The 17699-nt window shown below is 50.2% G+C and carries 15 protein-coding genes and 1 rRNA gene; 12 read left to right on the top strand and 4 right to left on the bottom strand.

What is annotated here, in order from left to right; all coding sequences use genetic code 11:
* Window positions 1-102: ribosomal RNA gene (gene rrf, locus H8K29_RS08005) — 5S ribosomal RNA — on the top strand; the annotation flags it as partial.
* A 233-nt stretch (window positions 103-335) separates the two neighbouring features.
* Here the strand turns inward: rrf and H8K29_RS08000 are convergent.
* Window positions 336-878, bottom strand: a complete 543-nt coding sequence (locus H8K29_RS08000) for an acyloxyacyl hydrolase (protein WP_186882744.1) — start codon at window positions 876-878, stop codon at window positions 336-338.
* A gap of 117 nt (window positions 879-995) precedes the next feature.
* On the opposite strand from H8K29_RS08000, the gene H8K29_RS07995 reads away from it, so the two are divergent.
* The 3 genes from H8K29_RS07995 (at window position 996) to H8K29_RS07985 (ending at window position 6056) form a co-directional block, all read left to right on the top strand.
* Window positions 996-1910, top strand: a complete 915-nt coding sequence (locus H8K29_RS07995) for an NAD(P)-dependent oxidoreductase (RefSeq protein ID WP_186897125.1) — start codon at window positions 996-998, stop codon at window positions 1908-1910.
* A 119-nt stretch (window positions 1911-2029) separates the two neighbouring features.
* Window positions 2030-4108: a molybdopterin-dependent oxidoreductase gene (locus H8K29_RS07990; protein ID WP_186897124.1), complete on the top strand. Its 2079-nt coding sequence runs from the start codon at window positions 2030-2032 to the stop codon at window positions 4106-4108.
* Window positions 4109-4370: 262 nt separating this feature from the next.
* Entirely contained in the window at window positions 4371-6056 is a 1686-nt protein-coding gene (locus H8K29_RS07985) for a long-chain-fatty-acid--CoA ligase (protein WP_186897123.1), read from the top strand.
* 229 nt (window positions 6057-6285) lie between these two features.
* On the opposite strand, the gene H8K29_RS07980 is transcribed toward H8K29_RS07985, so the two are convergent.
* Together H8K29_RS07980 and H8K29_RS07975 are read right to left on the bottom strand one after the other, a co-directional pair.
* The gene (locus H8K29_RS07980) at window positions 6286-7869 is read right to left on the bottom strand and encodes an alkaline phosphatase D family protein (RefSeq protein ID WP_186897122.1); all 1584 of its coding nucleotides are present in this window, start codon (window positions 7867-7869) and stop codon (window positions 6286-6288) included.
* Between the two features lie 11 nt (window positions 7870-7880).
* Window positions 7881-8300, bottom strand: coding sequence for an acyl-CoA thioesterase (locus H8K29_RS07975; protein ID WP_186897121.1), 420 nt, complete (start codon window positions 8298-8300; stop codon window positions 7881-7883).
* A gap of 284 nt (window positions 8301-8584) precedes the next feature.
* Here H8K29_RS07975 and H8K29_RS07970 point away from each other — a divergent pair, with 284 nt between their 5' ends.
* The 3 genes from H8K29_RS07970 to H8K29_RS07960 all read left to right on the top strand — a co-directional run bounded on the left by H8K29_RS07970 (window position 8585) and on the right by H8K29_RS07960 (window position 12913).
* Complete coding sequence (locus H8K29_RS07970; protein ID WP_186897120.1) at window positions 8585-10468, top strand: ABC transporter ATP-binding protein/permease; 1884 nt, start codon at window positions 8585-8587, stop codon at window positions 10466-10468.
* Complete coding sequence (locus H8K29_RS07965; protein ID WP_186897119.1) at window positions 10469-11422, top strand: LysR family transcriptional regulator; 954 nt, start codon at window positions 10469-10471, stop codon at window positions 11420-11422.
* A gap of 204 nt (window positions 11423-11626) precedes the next feature.
* On the top strand, window positions 11627-12913 hold the full coding sequence (locus H8K29_RS07960) for a Glu/Leu/Phe/Val dehydrogenase (RefSeq protein ID WP_186882752.1): 1287 nt from the start codon (window positions 11627-11629) through the stop codon (window positions 12911-12913).
* Here the strand turns inward: H8K29_RS07960 and H8K29_RS07955 are convergent.
* Window positions 12858-13145 (bottom strand): hypothetical protein, encoded by a 288-nt coding sequence (locus H8K29_RS07955; RefSeq protein ID WP_186897118.1) that lies wholly within the window; start codon window positions 13143-13145, stop codon window positions 12858-12860. The two genes, H8K29_RS07960 and H8K29_RS07955, sit on opposite strands and share 56 nt — an antisense overlap.
* Window positions 13146-13177: 32 nt before the next feature.
* Between H8K29_RS07955 and H8K29_RS07950 the strand changes: the two genes are divergently transcribed.
* The 5 genes from H8K29_RS07950 to H8K29_RS07930 all read left to right on the top strand — a co-directional run bounded on the left by H8K29_RS07950 (window position 13178) and on the right by H8K29_RS07930 (window position 17669).
* Window positions 13178-14074: an amino acid ABC transporter substrate-binding protein gene (locus H8K29_RS07950; protein WP_186897117.1), complete on the top strand. Its 897-nt coding sequence runs from the start codon at window positions 13178-13180 to the stop codon at window positions 14072-14074.
* A gap of 171 nt (window positions 14075-14245) precedes the next feature.
* Window positions 14246-15193 (top strand): transporter substrate-binding domain-containing protein, encoded by a 948-nt coding sequence (locus H8K29_RS07945; protein WP_186897116.1) that lies wholly within the window; start codon window positions 14246-14248, stop codon window positions 15191-15193.
* Between the two features lie 201 nt (window positions 15194-15394).
* Window positions 15395-16147, top strand: a complete 753-nt coding sequence (locus H8K29_RS07940) for an amino acid ABC transporter permease (RefSeq protein WP_186882756.1) — start codon at window positions 15395-15397, stop codon at window positions 16145-16147.
* Window positions 16148-16149: 2 nt separating this feature from the next.
* The gene (locus tag H8K29_RS07935) at window positions 16150-16842 is read left to right on the top strand and encodes an amino acid ABC transporter permease (RefSeq protein ID WP_186897115.1); all 693 of its coding nucleotides are present in this window, start codon (window positions 16150-16152) and stop codon (window positions 16840-16842) included.
* Window positions 16843-16940: 98 nt separating this feature from the next.
* Complete coding sequence (locus tag H8K29_RS07930) at window positions 16941-17669, top strand: amino acid ABC transporter ATP-binding protein (RefSeq protein ID WP_186882758.1); 729 nt, start codon at window positions 16941-16943, stop codon at window positions 17667-17669.
* The last annotated feature ends 30 nt before the right edge of the window (window positions 17670-17699 follow it).

The raw sequence follows: 17699 nt of genomic DNA, 5'->3' as shown, positions 1-17699 counted from the left end.
TAGCGAGTTGGTACCACCCCTTCCCATCCCGAACAGGACCGTGAAACGACTCTGCGCCAATGATAGTGCTGCAACCAGTGTGAAAGTAGGTTATCGTCAGGCTTGTATTCTGCGAACCCCCCGTTACTAGCGTAACGGGGGGTTTTGCTTTTAGGGCTCAGGATCTTTCGGCGCTGGCGGCTTTATTCCAGACTCCGACTTCTCTTCCCATTACCACTCCTTATTCTGCCCTCTTCTGCTCTTCGATCTTACTGACCAGCGGTCAGTAACGCTGGGTAAAGAAAAAGGAGCCCGCAGGCTCCTTTGTTTGCTTTGCTGCCCCGATTCTCTACAACTTAGAAGTGGTAGCCAACTTTAACCGTGGCGACATTTACCCCGGGGTTGGGCTTTTTAATAGCGCCGTTGGAGAAATGCTGAATCTTGAGGCCTGCTTCCCAGCCGTTGCTGAACACGTAGCCTACGCCGATGTGATCTCCGAACTGGAATGCCGTCGAAAATGCGCGGCCGTTGTTGTTATAGACGTGGGAGAATAAATGCAGACCTATCCCCGCTTCGGCATAAAGCCCTTTTTTATTCTCATTCTGAAAGCGAAAGACTGGGGTGATGCCGACATCAGTAATATTTTGAGTCGCTCCCGATACTCCTTGATAGGCATTATTACGCCATTGAGTCAGCGTAGCATCCCAGTACCCGCCTACTTGTGTACCATTCGATTTGAACCAGGCATTGTCCCAGTCCCATTGAGCTCCGCCACGCACAAACTGCGACTTATTGCCACTGGCAAATTCTGCGGAAACTGAATCTACGGCAAATGAACTGGCATGGGCTAGCAGAAGTCCAACTCCGGCCAAGAGGATTTTTTTATTAAAGGTTGTCATACGCTGCTTAAGAAGGTGGAGTAAAAGTTGAAGAATAACATGGCTGGAATTTTCATTCAGCTTCACCGGACGCGAAAAGACGATAATATTTAATCCGTTCAGCTATCGGAAAATATAATGACAAAGAAAATACGAATAGGATTTTTAGGGATTGGTTTGATGGGGCGCCCGATGGCAATTCGTTTGCTCGAGGCAGGTTATGCGCTTACGGTCTGGAACCGCACCAGTTCAAAGGCCGACGCCTTGCGACAATATGGTGCGCTCACTGCAGACAGACCAGAGGATGCAGTCAATGCTGGTGACTGGTTTGCCGACGTGCTCATTACTATGCTGGACTCAGGGCCGGTAGTTGAAGATGTCATGCGACAAGTCATGCCCTACCTGAAAGCTGGCAGCATTGTTATCGATATGAGTTCAACCCGCCAATCAGAGGCGAAAGCACTAAACGAGGCATTGTTGAGCAAAGGCATTGCTTTTGCTGATGCTCCGGTTTCCGGCGGTGTAATTGGCGCGCAGGCTGGAACGCTGGCCATTATGGTTGGTGCGACACCTGACACGTATGCGCGGATAGAGGAAATATTAAAAGTTCTGGGGCATCCGACGCACGTCGGTGCTCCGGGTTGTGGGCAGCTGGCGAAATTGTGTAATCAGCTCATTGTGGGCGGCACAATCAATATCGTTGCGGAGGCATTGTTGCTGGCACAGGCCGGCGGCGCAGACCCCGTCGCTGTACGCCAGGCTTTGCGTGGCGGATTCGCTGAGAGCCGAATTCTGGAAGTACATGGACAGCGCATGCTGGATCGTAGTTTTATGCCCGGAGGTCAGGTCAAAACGCAAACCAAAGATATGGAAAATATTCAGAGGGCGGCGTCAGATGCGGGTTTGAACTTGCCATTGACCAGCCTGGTCACGGATATTTATCGAAACCTATCTACTCGTTACCCAACCGCAGACCATTCAGCGGCTCTGCTCGAATTAGAAAGACTGAATGCAGGAATTCGCCTCGGTACGGCACAGGATCAGTTGCCTTGATTTTGTTTGCCAGAGCGAACGTCAGAGGTGTGCGTCAACGAGCGTGCCGATCAAATGGAAAAAATTTATGGATGCTCATTCACTATTTTTATCCGTGAGCCATCTTTTCAGGAGTCAGAATGAGTAGTGAAATAGTACGTGCGGTTTGTCCGCATGATTGCCCCGATACCTGTGCGCTATTGGTACATGTAGAGGATGGTAAAGCCATTGCGGTAAAAGGAGATCCTGAGCACCCGACGACTGCCGGTGTTTTGTGTACCAAGGTTTCCCGTTATACCGAGCGGACTTATCATGCCGATCGCCTGTTATATCCGCAGAAGCGAACAGGTAAAAAAGGGGAAGGTAAGTTTGAACGCATCAGTTGGGAAGAAGCGCTGAATATCATCAGCGACAAGCTGAAGACAGTGGCCAGCAAAGATCCGCTGGCGATTTTGCCATACAGCTATGCCGGAACCATGGGTTTGCTGCAGGGCGATGGCATGGCGCAGCGTTTTTTTCATAAGATAGGCGCATCGTTTCTGGATCGTACAATATGCGCCACGGCGGGCGGTGTCGGCTATAAATATACTCTTGGTTCCCGTATCGGTACTGACACTGAGCAGACGCAAAATGCCAGACTGATTCTGATCTGGGGCGGTAATCCGATTGCATCGAATCTGCATTTCTGGATGCGGGTGCAGGAAGCCAAACGCAATGGTGCCAAATTAATTGCAATTGATCCCTATCGTTCGCTGACAGCAGAAAAATGCCATCAGCATATCGCTCTGCTGCCAGGGACTGACGCCGCACTAGCTTTGGGTTTAATGCATGTTCTGATCGCAGAAGATCTGCTTGACCACGACTACATCGCGCAACACACACTCGGTTTCGAGCAGCTCAGCCAACGGGTTGCAGAATGGACACCGGAGCGTGTCGCCGCCACTTGCGGTATTACAGCAGAGGAAGTAATTCAGCTTGCACGCGATTACGGACATTGTGTGCAACGCGGTGAGGCAAGCCTGATACGTATGAACTATGGCGTACAGCGGGTTCATGGCGGCGGTATGGCTGTCCGGAATATTGCCTGCTTACCTGCCTTAGTTGGCGCGTGGCGACATGCGGCCGGTGGCGTGCAATTATCTTTATCCGATGCATTTCCAAAAAACGTATCTTATTTGCAGAGACCAGACTTGTTTCCGCAAGGGCAACCGCGACGCACTATCAATATGAGTACGATAGGTGACGATTTGTTAAAGCAAAGCAGCGCAGAGTTCGGTTCGAAAATTGACGCTGTCATTGTTTATAACTCGAACCCGGTCGCTGTCGCACCGCAGTCCGCTACAGTGGCGCAAGGATTTGCCCGCGAAGATTTGTTCACCGTTGTCATTGAGCATTTTCAAACGGATACCGCAGATTATGCCGACATTTTGTTGCCAGCAACGACGCAGCTGGAGCACACCGATGTACACACGACCTACGGTCATCTGTACATGATGGCGAACAATCCAGCGATTGCCCCGTTAGGTGAAGCTAAACCAAACAGCGAAATTTTCCGATTACTGGGGAAGAAAATGGGTTTTGATGATACGTGTTTTGACGAGTCTGACGATGAGATGGCGAGTCAGGCTTTTCACAAAAACGATGAACGCGCGATCCATTTTGACTGGGCGTCGCTGAAGAAGACTGGCTGGCAGAAAGTCAATGTCAAGCCAGCGCCATTTGCCGAAGGCGGTTTTGCGACACCATCCGGCAAGTGTGAGTTTTATAGCGAGAGTATGCGCAAAGACGGGTTTGACCCTTTGCCCACCTATATTCCGCCGTATGAATCCGTCGCGGCGAATCCGCAACTGGGCGCACGTTTTCCGCTGGCTATGATTTCGCCGCCAGCACGCAATTTTCTGAATTCGACGTTTGTGAATGTACAAAGCCTGCGCGATACCGAAGGTGTGCCTCATCTGGATATTCATCCTGACGATGCCACTTTCCGGCAGATCAATGACGGAGATCAGGTCAGAATTTTCAATGATCGCGGCAGTTTCGTGGCGGTGGCACGTGTCACGGATAAAGCGCGGCAGGGGCTGGTTGTGGGTTTATCTATCTGGTGGAAAAAACTTGCCAGCGACCATAAAAATGCGAATGAAGTCACCAGTCAGCAATTAACGGATATGGGCGGCGGCCCGACTTTTTACGATCTCCTGGTGCAGGTGGAGAAAGCCTGAGGCCGCATAAATCACCAGGTTTTACCTGCGCAGTTTTGTGCTGCATCAGTAAAATGCCAGGATTTGAGTGCATCTTATTGTGCGTTGCAGCAAGTTACTAGAGGATGCTTTCAGGTTAGCGCAAAATGCTTGCCTTAGTTTCACTTAGCCGATAGCATCGGCTCTCGGGATATTGTTACTATTAAAAAGAACGACCATGCTTTAATATTCTGTGCAGTGACAGATGATCAACAGAACAACAATCAGAGACAAGGAAATACAGATGGAAACGACGGAAAAATTCTGGCTTAAATCCTACCCGGAAGGCATGCCTGCAGAAATAGACGTGACGCAATATCGGTCACTGGTGCAGTTACTTGAAGAGGCATTTAAGAAATTTTCTGCCCGCAATGCGTACGCTTGCATGGGGAAATATCTGACTTACGGCAAGCTGGATCTGATGTCGCAAAAAGTTGGTGCGTGGTTACAGCAGCAGGGGCTGAAAAAAGGCGCCCGTGTTGCGATCATGATGCCAAACGTTTTGCAGTATCCGGTCGTGATGGCGGCCATTCTGCGTGCCGGTTACGTGGTCGTGAACGTCAATCCGCTGTACACCCCGCGTGAACTCGAGCATCAGTTAAAAGACTCGGGTGCAGAAGCGATCTTTATCCTTGAGAATTTTGCGACAACGCTGGAACATGTGATTCAGAAAACACAGGTAAAACACGTTGTAGTCGCCAGTATGGGCGACATGCTCGGCCTTAAAGGCCTGCTGGTGAATTTTGTTGTTCGTAATGTTAAGAAAATGGTGCCAGCTTTTTCTTTGCCGAACGCAAAACGATTCAATCAAGTGTTGTCGGAAGCCGATTCACTGAGCTTAAAAGCAGTCGAGATCCATCGTGATGACGTCGCGTTCCTGCAGTACACCGGTGGTACGACAGGTGTTTCCAAAGGTGCGACACTGCTGCACAGAAATGTGGTTGCGAATGTCTTGCAGAACGACGCCTGGCTGACCCCGAGCATGTCCGGACATAAAGATGATGCGCGCATCATCGTCTGTGCTCTGCCTCTGTATCATATCTTCGCGCTGACGGTCTGCAGTTTGCTGGGCACCCGTATCGGTGCGATGAATCTGCTGATTCCGAATCCACGTGATATTCCTGGCTTCATCAAAGAACTCAAAAACTACAAGGTCAATATTTTCCCTGCTGTGAATACTTTGTATAACGGCTTGTTGAATAATCCTGAATTCGCCAAACTGGATTTCTCCGGTTATGAAATCTGTAGTGGCGGCGGTATGGCAGTGCAGAAAGCCGTGGCCGATAAATGGTTGAAAATCACTGGCTGTGCAATTGCTGAAGGTTACGGTTTGTCTGAAACATCGCCAGTCGCGACTGCCAACTTGCCTGATACTAAAGAGTTTTCCGGCACGATCGGTTTGCCGATTCCATCCACAGAAATCGCGATTCTGGATGACGATGGTAATCGTCTGCCGTTGGGACATGCCGGTGAAATCGCTATCCGTGGCCCGCAGGTGATGGCAGGTTACTGGAATATGCCGGAAGAAACTGCAAAAGTGATGACACCAGATGGCTTTTTCAAAAGCGGCGACGTCGGCATTATGGATTTCCGTGGTTACACCACGATTGTCGATCGTAAGAAAGACATGATTCTGGTGTCTGGCTTCAATGTGTATCCGAATGAAATCGAAGGCGTGGTCGCATTGCATCCGGGCGTGCTTGAATGTGCGTGTATCGGCGTGCCGGATGCGAATTCCGGTGAAGCGGTGAAATTGTTTGTGGTGCGCAAAGATCCTTCATTAACGGTCGATCAGTTAATGGATTATTGCAAAGAGCAATTCACTGCGTACAAGAAACCGAAGTACATAGAATTCCGTCTCGAATTGCCGAAAACGAATGTCGGTAAAATCTTGCGTCGTGAATTACGTGATGAAAAGAAACCGGCTTGATCGTGTGATGGCAGTGGTGCTGACGCGATAATTCATCGGTATTAATTTGCTGAATGAAGGATACTCCCCCCTCTTTTATATAAAAACTACCTATTGTCGGCATAAAATAAGGGGGTATTTTATATACTGGTGGGAGTATATTTACCGTATCCAGACGGCGTGAAGATGCAAAAAAAGGAAGGCATTGCCTTCCTTTTTTTATTGCCACATCAGGTTCAGATACTCAGTTTCAGATACTGACGAGCCCGGCTTTACCGTCTTCGACCATAAAACTTTTGAGCGTGCTGATTCCCGAATCCGCTTTGCTGACATCATCCAGTGCGACGAACTGCGTCAGCATTTTGTTGGTGGAAATGTCCAGCAACATGAACCCGCGTTTATCGCTGCGGCCATATTTGATATGCGGATTCTGCGCAACGATCTGATCGGTACGTTCTTGCGGGCGGGAATTGGAGGTGATCGAGGTGCCGCAAAATTCGGTTGCCAGTACCGGATTGTCCGGCGAAGATTTTTTCCAGAAATCGCGTTTCAGATTGGCGGCATAAAACGTGTGAACGTCGCCGGAAATCACGACAGGATTTGATGGCCGGTGTTTTTCAATATCATCAAACAAACGTTGGCGTGCTGCCGGATAGCCGTCCCAGCCATCAGTCCAGAATTTTCCTTCACCGTCCACATTTACATTGCTCAGATTGGTTTGCGCCATGAAGGTTTGCTGCGTCAGAATATTCCACTTCGCCTGCGAACTTGCCAGACCTTGTGCCAGCCATTTTTCCTGTTCCGCACCGAGCAGCGTTAATGCGCTGTCATTGCGACTGGTGCACTCAGCCTGCGTGACGACATTGGCGCCGCCACGCCCCGGTTTGGCGCAGATTTGCGGCGAGCGGTATTGACGGTCATCGAGCACATGAAAACGTGCCAGCCTGCCCCAGTCAAAGCGCTCGTAAATGCGCATGTGGGCAAACTGTGACGGCAGCACGGTCACTTTGTGCAGCCGCACAGGCATGTGTTCGTAAAACGCCTGATAGGCAGCAGCGCGGCGCAGAATGAAATTGGCATCCAGACGTTCATCACGCTCGTTGCCGTAATCATTGCAGACTTCGTGGTCGTCCCAGGTTACCAGCCAGGGTGCCGCATGGTGTGCCGCCTGCAGTTGCGGATCGGATTTGTATTGTGCATAACGGGCGCGATATTCCTCCAGATTGCTGCTTTCGATATCGCGTCGGCGCGGTTTGGCCGGATGCTTCAGGTCGTAAGGGCCCCATTCGTAAATGTAATCGCCGAGGAAGGCGACCAGATCGGGATTGGCCTGCGCGATGTGGCGATGTGCCGCATATTCACCGAATTCCCAGTGTTGGCAGGACGCCACGGCCAATTTCAAGGTGCTGAGCGGTGCATCCATCGCCGGTGCGGTACGTGTGCGGGCGACCGGGCTGATCGCATCGCCATGAATAAATCGATACCAATACCAGCGCCCGGGTGACAAGCCCGTCACATCGACATGCACACTGTGCGCCAGATCCGGCAGCGCGAACACTTCACCTTTGCTGACGATACGCTTAAATCCCTCATCTTCAGCGACTTCCCACAAGACTTTGTAGACCATAGGCGCGAGCGCCTGAGCATTCAAAGGATCAGGCAGTAACCGCGTCCAGATAACAACGCTGTCGTGGCGCGGTGAGCCTGACGCGACGCCCAGCGTGAATGGATAAACTTTGCTGCGTTCTGCGGCATAACCCGGAAACGCCTGCGACAACGCTGCAAGCGCAGTCAGTTGCAGGCTGCGTTGTAAAAACAGACGACGTGACGGCACTTTATATATCCTTAAGCACCAAACGAAACGGATTCCAGTGGCGGAATCTGACGTGGTTTTCTGTCTTCACCCGTTGCAACATAAGTTAATGTCGCCTCGGTCACCTTGACAGTGCTGGCTTGCAGGCGATTACGTTCTGCGTAAACTTCGACTTCTATCGTGATGGAGGTATTGCCTACCTTGACGATCTGCGCGTAAAACGACAATAAATCGCCGACAAACACCGGTTGTTTAAACAAGAAAGAATTCACGGCAATCGTTGCCACCCGGCCGTTGGCGCGGCGGGCAGCCGGAATAGCGCCGGCAATATCGACTTGCGACATGATCCAGCCGCCAAAAACGTCGCCATGCACATTCGCATCCGATGGCATAGGCATGACGCGCAGGGTTGGCATACCTGCCGGAAGAGTGGTTTGGTGATGATCAGTCATCGGGAGTTTCCTTAAAACGTTACAATCAGAGTAAATCCATCTCTCAGATATTTATTCAACGTCGGCCTGGCTGTTCTTTTTAATCTTGCTCAGACCAAAGACGTCAAAATGATAAAAAATGAGATACGGCGTTGTATGTGCCTGCACACTGGCAGAGAAAAAGTCATCGGGAATCATGCTCTGAGAAGGGTAAACGATCAGACCGGATGGTGTTGCTCAGAATTCTTTGCGCAAATTGCAGGCATTGCCGACATGATAAACCACTTCAGGAAAAGACTCTTACGATGCGTCGCAGAGAAAATACAGGTAACAGTGCTTCCCACCTACCACCGACTGACCAGCCACGCGGCGATTTCTCGACCATTAAAACTTTGTTGCCCTATCTATGGGCTTACAAATGGCGGGTATTACTGGCGTTGACATTTCTGGTCGGCGCCAAGCTGGCGAATGTCGGTGTTCCGGTTGTATTGAAAAAACTGGTTGATAGCCTGACCGTAACGGCAAGCCATCCGGCAGCGCTGATGATATTACCGGTGAGTCTGCTGATAGCCTATGGCGCCTTGCGCTTATCAACCACTTTGTTCACCGAACTGCGCGAATTCATTTTTGCCAAAGTAACGCAAAGAGCCGTGCGCACGATAGCGTTGCGGGTGTTCCGACATTTACATGCTTTATCTTTGCGCTTTCATCTGAATCGCCAGACCGGCGGGGTCACCCGCGACATCGAACGCGGTACCCGTGCCGTCTCGTCGCTGGTGTCGTATGCCTTATTTAGTATCGTGCCGACCTTGCTGGAAATTTCGCTGGTACTGATTTATCTGAGTACGCACTACGACATCTGGTTCAGCGTGATCACTTTCGGCGCACTGGTGACGTATATTATTTTCACAATCACGGTGACGGAATGGCGTACGCATTTCCGCCGCACGATGAATGAGCTGGACTCGAAAGCGCATACCAAGGCGATCGATTCGCTGCTGAATTACGAAACGGTGAAATACTTCGGCAATGAGGAATATGAAGCGCAGCGCTACGATCAGGGATTGAAAAATTTTGAGACGGCAGCAGTCAAATCGCAGAGCAGTTTATCGTTGTTGAACACCGGGCAATCGCTGATTATTGCGAGTGCCATCACGTTGATTTTATGGCGTGCGACGCAGGGCGTGATCGATGGCACGATGAGTCTCGGCGATCTGGTGCTGGTGAATTCATTTATGTTGCAGTTGTATATGCCGCTGAATTTTCTGGGGGTGTTGTACCGTGAAATCAAGCAAAGTCTGGCCGACATTGAGAAACTGTTTTCGCTGCTTGATCAGAATCAGGATATTGCTGATTCCGCTGATGCAAAACCGCTGCTGATCACCGCGCAGAATGGTGCGGAGATTCGCTTTGCGCATGTGAATTTCAGTTATGAAAGCAATCGCCAGATTTTGTTTGATGTCGACTTTACGATCCCGGCCGGAACGACGACGGCGGTGGTGGGTCATAGCGGTTCTGGCAAGTCAACGCTGTCGCGGCTGTTGTTCCGTTTTTACGATATTCAGAGTGGTTGCATCAGCATTGCGGGACAAGATTTGCGTGGCGTAACGCAATCATCCGTACGCGCCGCGATAGGCATCGTGCCACAAGATACGGTGCTGTTTAACGACACGATAGAATACAACATCGCCTATGGCAAACCGGGGGCGACCAAAGATGAAATCATTGCCGTTGCCAGAGCCGCTTATATTCATGAATTTATCGAGACACTGCCCGATGGTTACAACACCATGGTGGGCGAGCGCGGTCTGAAATTATCTGGCGGTGAAAAGCAGCGTGTGGCGATCGCCCGCACTTTATTGAAAAATCCATCGATACTGATTTTCGACGAAGCGACGTCGGCGCTGGATTCACGCTCAGAGCAAATGATACAGGCGCAATTAAAAGAAATCGCGCGCAGTCGTACCAGCCTGGTGATCGCGCATCGCTTATCGACCATCGTTGATGCCGGACAGATTCTGGTGATGGACAAAGGCAGAATTATCGAGCGCGGTACGCATCAGGATTTGCTGGCGCAACAGGGCGCATATGCGCAGATGTGGGAGCGGCAGCAAAGCAGCGGTAATGATGTCAGCGAGGAAGACGGCAGCACGCCATCTGCGCAGTCTTTGTCGGCAGCGGGGGCGTAAATGGAAACCAAGTGGTTAGAAGATTTTGTCTCGCTTGCAGAGACCAACAGTTTCAGCCGTTCGGCAGAATTAAGACATGTCACTCAACCGGCTTTTTCACGGCGCATACAATCGCTGGAAGCGTGGCTGGGCAGTGATCTGATCGACCGCACTTCTTATCCGACACGTCTTACACACGCCGGTGAAGTGTTTTATGAACAGGCGCTGGCGATGCTGGGGCAGATCAATAATGCCCGTGCTTTATTGCGCGGCAAACGTCCGAGTACGCAAACCACGGTCGATTTTGCGGTACCGCACACCTTGTCGTTGACTTATGTTCCGCGCTGGCTGACCGGGCTGGAATCTGCGTTTGGCGAAATCAACAGTCGTCTGCTGGCGTTGAATGTGCACGATGCTGTCATGACGCTGGTCGAAGGTGGTTGTGACCTGCTGCTGTGCTATCACCATCCGCGTCAACCCTTGCTGCTGGATGCGAGCCAGTACGACATGATCAGCATGGGTACCGAGGCCTTGCGCGCCTACACCCGGTGCAATAAACAAGGTGTGCCCGAGTTTGAGTTTCCCGGCACCGATAATGCGCCATTACCATTTTTAGCCTATGCAAATAATGCGTATCTGGGGCGTATGGTTGATCTGATTCTGAATGATGGTCGTACCCCTTTGCATCTGGAAAAGTGCTACGAAACCGATATGGCCGAGGGCTTGAAAATGATGGCGCTGGAAGGGCGCGGTATCGCGTTTTTACCCGAATCCGCCGTAACCCGGGAAGTGAAGCAAAAGCTACTGGCGCGCGCAGACGGCGGCAGCGGTGCGTGGGAAGTAAACATGGAAATCCGTTTGTATCGCGAGCGCCCGTCGGTACAGCGCCCGGGAAAAATGATCGTGTCACGATTGTGGGAATACCTGGAAGAGTTGCAGAAAAAAGCGGATAGGAAGCAGAAAAAATCAGCCTGATCGAGGTCTGTCTGACGGCGCGCTGAATCCCGGTCAAAAAATCTCACTTGATGGTTATGCGTTTATTGCATAGATTGATGCAAACAAAGCATTGGCTGAATTTTGCCAGAGAAGACTACTATGCATCATCTTTCGGAAGGTGCTGAAAATCGGCATTCCGGAAAAGACAGATAAAATCAGATCAATATATCAGGAGGTCATACCATGTCCAGCCAACACCAGATTCCGTCCTATCTTACCCCGACAGAGACCGGTCCTTGGTCCGTTTACCTTGAGCAAATCGATCGCGTTACCCCTTACCTCGGCCATTTGTCGCGTTGGGTAGAAACGCTGAAACGCCCGAAACGTATCCTGATCGTTGATGTACCTATTGAACGTGACGATGGCACGATTTCTCATTTTGAAGGCTACCGTGTACAGCACAATACTTCACGCGGCCCAGGTAAAGGTGGCGTGCGTTTCCACCAGGATGTGACCTTGTCTGAAGTGATGGCCTTGTCGGCCTGGATGACGATCAAGAACTCGGCGGTGAATGTACCTTACGGTGGCGCCAAAGGCGGTATCCGCGTTGACCCGAAAACTTTATCCCGTGGCGAATTGATGCGGATGACGCGTCGTTATACCTCCGAAATCGGCATCATCATTGGCCCGGATAAAGATATTCCGGCACCAGACGTCAACACGAATGAGCAGACGATGGCTTGGATGATGGATACCTACTCGATGAACGAAGGTCGCACCGCGACTGGCGTTGTGACAGGTAAGCCTATTTCTCTTGGCGGCAGTCTTGGTCGTCGTGAAGCAACCGGACGCGGCGTGTTTGTGGTCGGTAGCGAAGCTGCTGCCAAACGTGGCCTGAGTGTGCCTGGCGCAAAAATCGCGGTACAGGGTTTCGGTAACGTGGGCGGTATTGCTGCACGTCTGTTTTCTGAAGCTGGCGCAAAAATCGTTGCGGTTCAGGATCACGGCGGCACGATTTTCCATTCTAACGGTCTGGATGTGAACAAACTTCTGGCACACGTTGCAGAAAAAGGCAGTGTTGCTGGATTCGACGGAGTTGAAGCAGTGCTGCCAAATGAAGAATTCTGGGCGGTGAATTGCGACATCATGATTCCGGCTGCGCTCGAACAGCAGATCACAGCAAAAAATGCGAATCAGATCCGTGCTTCCATCATTCTGGAAGGCGCGAACGGCCCGACAACACCTGAAGCCGATGATATTTTGCGCGACAAAGGCGTGTTGGTTGTACCAGACGTGATCGCCAATGCAGGTGGTGTGACTGTGTCGTACTTTGAATGGGTGCAGGATTTCTCCAGCTATTTCTGGACTGAAGATGAAATTAATCAGCGTCTGACACGCATCATGCGTGAAGCCTTCAGTTCTGTATGGCAGGTGACAGAAGATAAGAAAGTGTCCTTGCGTACAGCCGCCTTCATTATTGGTTGTTCGCGTGTATTGCAGGCACGTGAGGTACGCGGTCTGTATCCATAATCTTCACCCCGGCAAGACGATGCTGCTGATACTGAATCGTCTGCCATCGCCATAAGCTGGCGTTGTTTTTTCTTTTAATACCCATGTTTTTGTATTCTTTATCGGGATGCAGAAACATGGGTATTGTTTTTTTCAACAGCATTTCCGTGATTCTGTTGAAAATAATAAATTTATCCAAATTAAATTCTGCAAACAGATACATATTTAGTTTAAACAGGGAAAGATTTTTCATTACTATCCTGAGCATGATTAAAAGGAGTTTGTATGAAAGCCGTAACCCGCCGGATAAAGTTCTGGACCCTGTGTTGTATCGCCTCGGGCTTTTCTCCCGCAATTATGGCCGACACACTCAGCCACATTAAAGAAACCCAGACGGTGACGATCGCTCACCGTGAGGCATCCTTACCGTTCTCTTATCTCCCGGACTCAAAGTTACCGACAGGGTATGCCGTCGATATCTGTCTCAAATTTGTCGACGCCATCAAGAAAGAACTGAAAGCGCCGAATTTAAAAGTGCATTATTTACTGGTCACACCTAGCAGCCGTATTCCTGCAATTATTGAAGGCAAAGCAGATATGGAATGTGGCTCCACAACGAATAATGCAGAACGTCGTAAGCAAGTCAGTTTCACGATCCCCCATTTCTTTGCATCGACGCGCATGCTGGTGCGTGCGGATGCCGGGATTAAAAACTGGATCGATCTGAAAGATAAAAAAGTCGTGACGACCAAAGGCACGACGACCGTTAAGTTGTTACACGAGAGGGATAAGGCGCGTAGCCTGAATTTGCGTTTGCTGGAAGGGAATGACCATGCGGAATCGTTCAGCATGGTGGAAAAATTCCAGGCCGACGCATTCCCTATGGATGACGTATTACTTTACGGATTCCGCGCCAATAGCAAAGATCCGGAAAAATTTGCTGTTGTTGGCGACTCTTTATCGACCGAGCCGTATGCCGTCATGTTGCGTAAAGACGATCCTGCTTTCAAAGACTTGCTGGACCGTGAAATGGCACGGATGATGAATGACGGAGAGCTCACAAAGTTGTATGACAAGTGGTTTAAAAAGCCAATCCCGCCTAAAGGTGCTAACCTGAATATGCCGATGGGGGTTTTGTTGCGCGACACTATTCGTTTTCCTAACGATAAAGTGGGCGATTAATTGCTAAAAAGCTTAGACCATCCTGCATGCGTGACCGGATTGTTCACTATTTTTGTGTCGATACGTGTTTCTACTTATTAAAATGTCTGAAAATAAGAAACTGTCATGGAGCGGTTTTGATAAACTTCGTCGTAGCGGGATGATCTTTTTGGTTTAACTTTGGGAGATAGTATGAAATTATTAAAAGTTCTGGCGCTGATGCTCAGTGCAGGTGTGATCGCTGGTTCGGCGCAAGCGCAGGAAACCGGTACACTGAAAAAAATTAAAGATACCGGCACCATTACTCTGGGTGTGCGTGATTCCTCTATCCCATTTTCGTATCTTGACGATAAGCAATCATATCAAGGTTATTCGATTGATTTGTGCATGAAGATCGTCAGCGCGGTACAAAAGCAATTAGGTTTGAGCAGCCTCAATGTCAAACTCAATCCTGTGACGTCAGCGACCCGTATTCCGCTGATGGCGAACGGCACTATCGATCTTGAGTGCGGCTCGACAACGAATAACGTTGAGCGTCAAAAACAGGTGGCATTTGCACCAACGACTTTCGTTACCGCTAACCGTATCCTGGCGAAAAAATCCTCCAACATCAAATCGCTGGCTGATCTGAAAGGCAAAGCAGTTGTATCGACTTCCGGTACCGCCAATCTGAAACAATTGACGACACTGAACGCTGACCAGAATCTGGGCATCAACATTTTGCCGGCAAAAGATCATGCAGAAGCCTTCCTGATGGTGGAAACTGGCCGCGCTGTTGCGTTTGTGATGGATGATATTTTGCTGGCATCGCTGGCAGCTAATTCCAAAAATCCTGGCGAATACGAAATCAGCAAGGAAGCGTTGTCGGTAGAGCCATACGGCATCATGCTGCGTAAGGATGACGCTGCATTCAAGAAAGTGGTTGATACAGCGATCAGCAATGTTCTGACTTCCGGCGATGTGAATCGCATCTACCACAAGTGGTTCCTGCAACCGATTCCACCAAAAGGTGTTTCGCTGAACTGGCCAGTCTCCGAGCAACTCAAAGCGGTGATGGCAAAACCAACAGATTCTGGTGAACCATCTGCGTACGCTGCTGTACCGGAAGCACAAAAAGCAGTATTGAAAAAGAAAAAATAAATTTTAGTGGTTGAGATCGAAGTCATCTTGACGGGGGGTGTTACTCGCCTCCCGTTTTATTTTTGGCTCGTCGGTGAGCTGATCAAGGTGTTCCGGTATTGATGCCGCCCGGTGTCACTGGCCCGGCTGAAACCAGAGATCACCGCGGACGAAAATAAGTTTGGATAACAAGATGACGGGTGTTTGCTTTAGGGGAGTGAGATGAATTACAACTGGAACTGGAACATTTTTTGGGAGGCTGCGCCCGATGGCGGAGGCACCTATTTTGATTCTTTGCTTTCCGGCGTGCTGTGGACCTTAGCCACAGCAGCTCTGGCGTGGATTATCGCCCTGGTATTAGGCGCGATCATAGGTACGATACGTACTGCGCCAAATAAATGGGCGGCGAAACTGGCGAATGGCTACGTCGAATTATTCCGTAACATTCCGCTGCTGGTACAAATGTTTCTCTGGTATTTCGTGATGCCGGAACTGGTGCCGACGGCGATGGGAAACTGGCTTAAATCCATGCCGAATGCGCCCTTTATTACCGCCGTGCTGAGTCTTGGTTTCTTTACTTCGGCACGTGTTGCAGTACAGGTGTCAACTGGTATCAACGCTTTGCCGCGCGGCCAGCGTATGGCAGGTACGGCGTTAGGTCTGACCTTACCGCAGACGTATCGTTATGTGTTGTTGCCGATGGCGTTCCGCATCATCATTCCGTCACTCACGAATGAGTTGGCGGCGATCATTAAGAACAGCTCGGTCGCTTTGACGATAGGTCTGATGGAACTGACTGCCAGCGCCCGTTCCATGCAAGAATTTTCATTTCAGGTATTTGAGGCTTTTACTGCCGCCACTCTGATTTATCTGGTGGTATCGGTGATCGCACTGGTGCTGGCGAATGTTCTGGAAAAAATGCTCGCGGTTCCCGGCTTCATCACTTCGGGTTCTGCTAAGACAGGAGGGCATTAATCATGTTTTCTAATTTCGATTTTGATGTCATCCAGCGTTCTTACGAGTATCTTTTTAGAGATGGCATGACATTCACGCTCAAGCTGACCTTGATGGCGATGATCGGTGGTACGGTGCTCGGCACGGTACTGGCGATGATGCGCTTGTCCAGCAATAAGCTGATTTCACTGGTGGCGACGACCTACGTCAACATCATGCGTTCGATTCCGCTGGTGATGGTGATTTTCTGGTTTTACTTCCTGGTGCCGTACATCGGTGCCTGGCTGACCGGGGCGACCGAACCTATACAGGTTGGTGCGTTTTCATCGTGCCTGATTACCTTCGTGATGTTTGAAGCCGCGTATTACTGCGAAATCATGCGTTCCGGTATTCAGTCGATTCCGCGCGGGCAGATCTGGGCTGGTTATGCATTGGGTATGAACTATTGGCAAACCATGGGCCATATCGTATTGCCGCAGGCTTTCCGCAATATGATCCCGGTGTTACTGACGCAAACGATCGTGCTGTTCCAGGACGTTTCGCTGGTCTATGTGTTATCGATTACAGACTTCGTCGGTGCGGCATCGAAAGTAGCGCAACGCGATGGTCGTCTGGTTGAAATGTATTCATTTGTCGCTGTTGTGTATTTCATCATGTGTTTTGGCTTGTCCAGTCTGGTGAAAAAACTGCAGCAGAAAGTGGCGATTATTCGCTGAGGATTATTCGCTGAGAAATGCCGGAAAATGACGCGCTGCCAGGTTCTGTCGCCAGCGTATTTTCCGCTACTTCTCTCGTTGAGATATTGGAGATAAAAATGATCAAATTAAATAACGTCAGCAAATGGTATGGTCAGTTTCAGGTATTGACCGATTGCACAACCCAGGTCGCCAAAGGCGAGGTCGTGGTGGTTTGCGGCCCGTCTGGTTCAGGTAAATCGACACTGATTAAAACCGTCAATGGTCTGGAGCCGTTTCAGAAAGGCGAGATTACTGTGGATGGCGTTTCTGTCGGCGATCCGAAAACAGATTTGTCCAAACTGCGCGCACGCATCGGTATGGTGTTTCAGAATTTTGAGCTGTTTCCGCATCTGTCGATACGCCAGAATCTGACGCTTGGCCAGATGAAAGTACTGGGACGCACAGAAGACGAAGCCACTGAACGCGGTTTGAAATATCTGGATCGCGTCGGCCTGATTGCGCAGAAAGATAAATTCCCCGGCCAGCTTTCCGGTGGTCAGCAGCAACGTGTGGCGATTGCGCGCGCCTTGTCGATGGATCCGATTGCGATGTTATTCGATGAACCGACATCGGCGCTTGATCCTGAAATGATTAATGAAGTGCTCGACGTCATGGTCGGTCTGGCGCAAGACGGCATGACGATGATGGTCGTGACACATGAAATGGGTTTTGCAAAAAAAGTCGCGAACCGTATCGTGTTCATGGATAAAGGCGTGATTGTGGAAGATTGCGTGAAAGACGAATTCTTCACTAATGCGCGCTCTGACCGTGCCCGCGATTTCCTTGCGAAGATCATCACGCACTGATCACATCGTCGGCGCAGCGCTGCGCTGTCG

The sequence above is a fragment of the Undibacterium sp. CY21W genome (genome assembly GCF_014284265.1).
GTDB classification, from domain to species: domain Bacteria; phylum Pseudomonadota; class Gammaproteobacteria; order Burkholderiales; family Burkholderiaceae_D; genus Undibacterium; species Undibacterium aquatile.
This window is presented reverse-complemented; position numbering and strand designations above follow the sequence as displayed.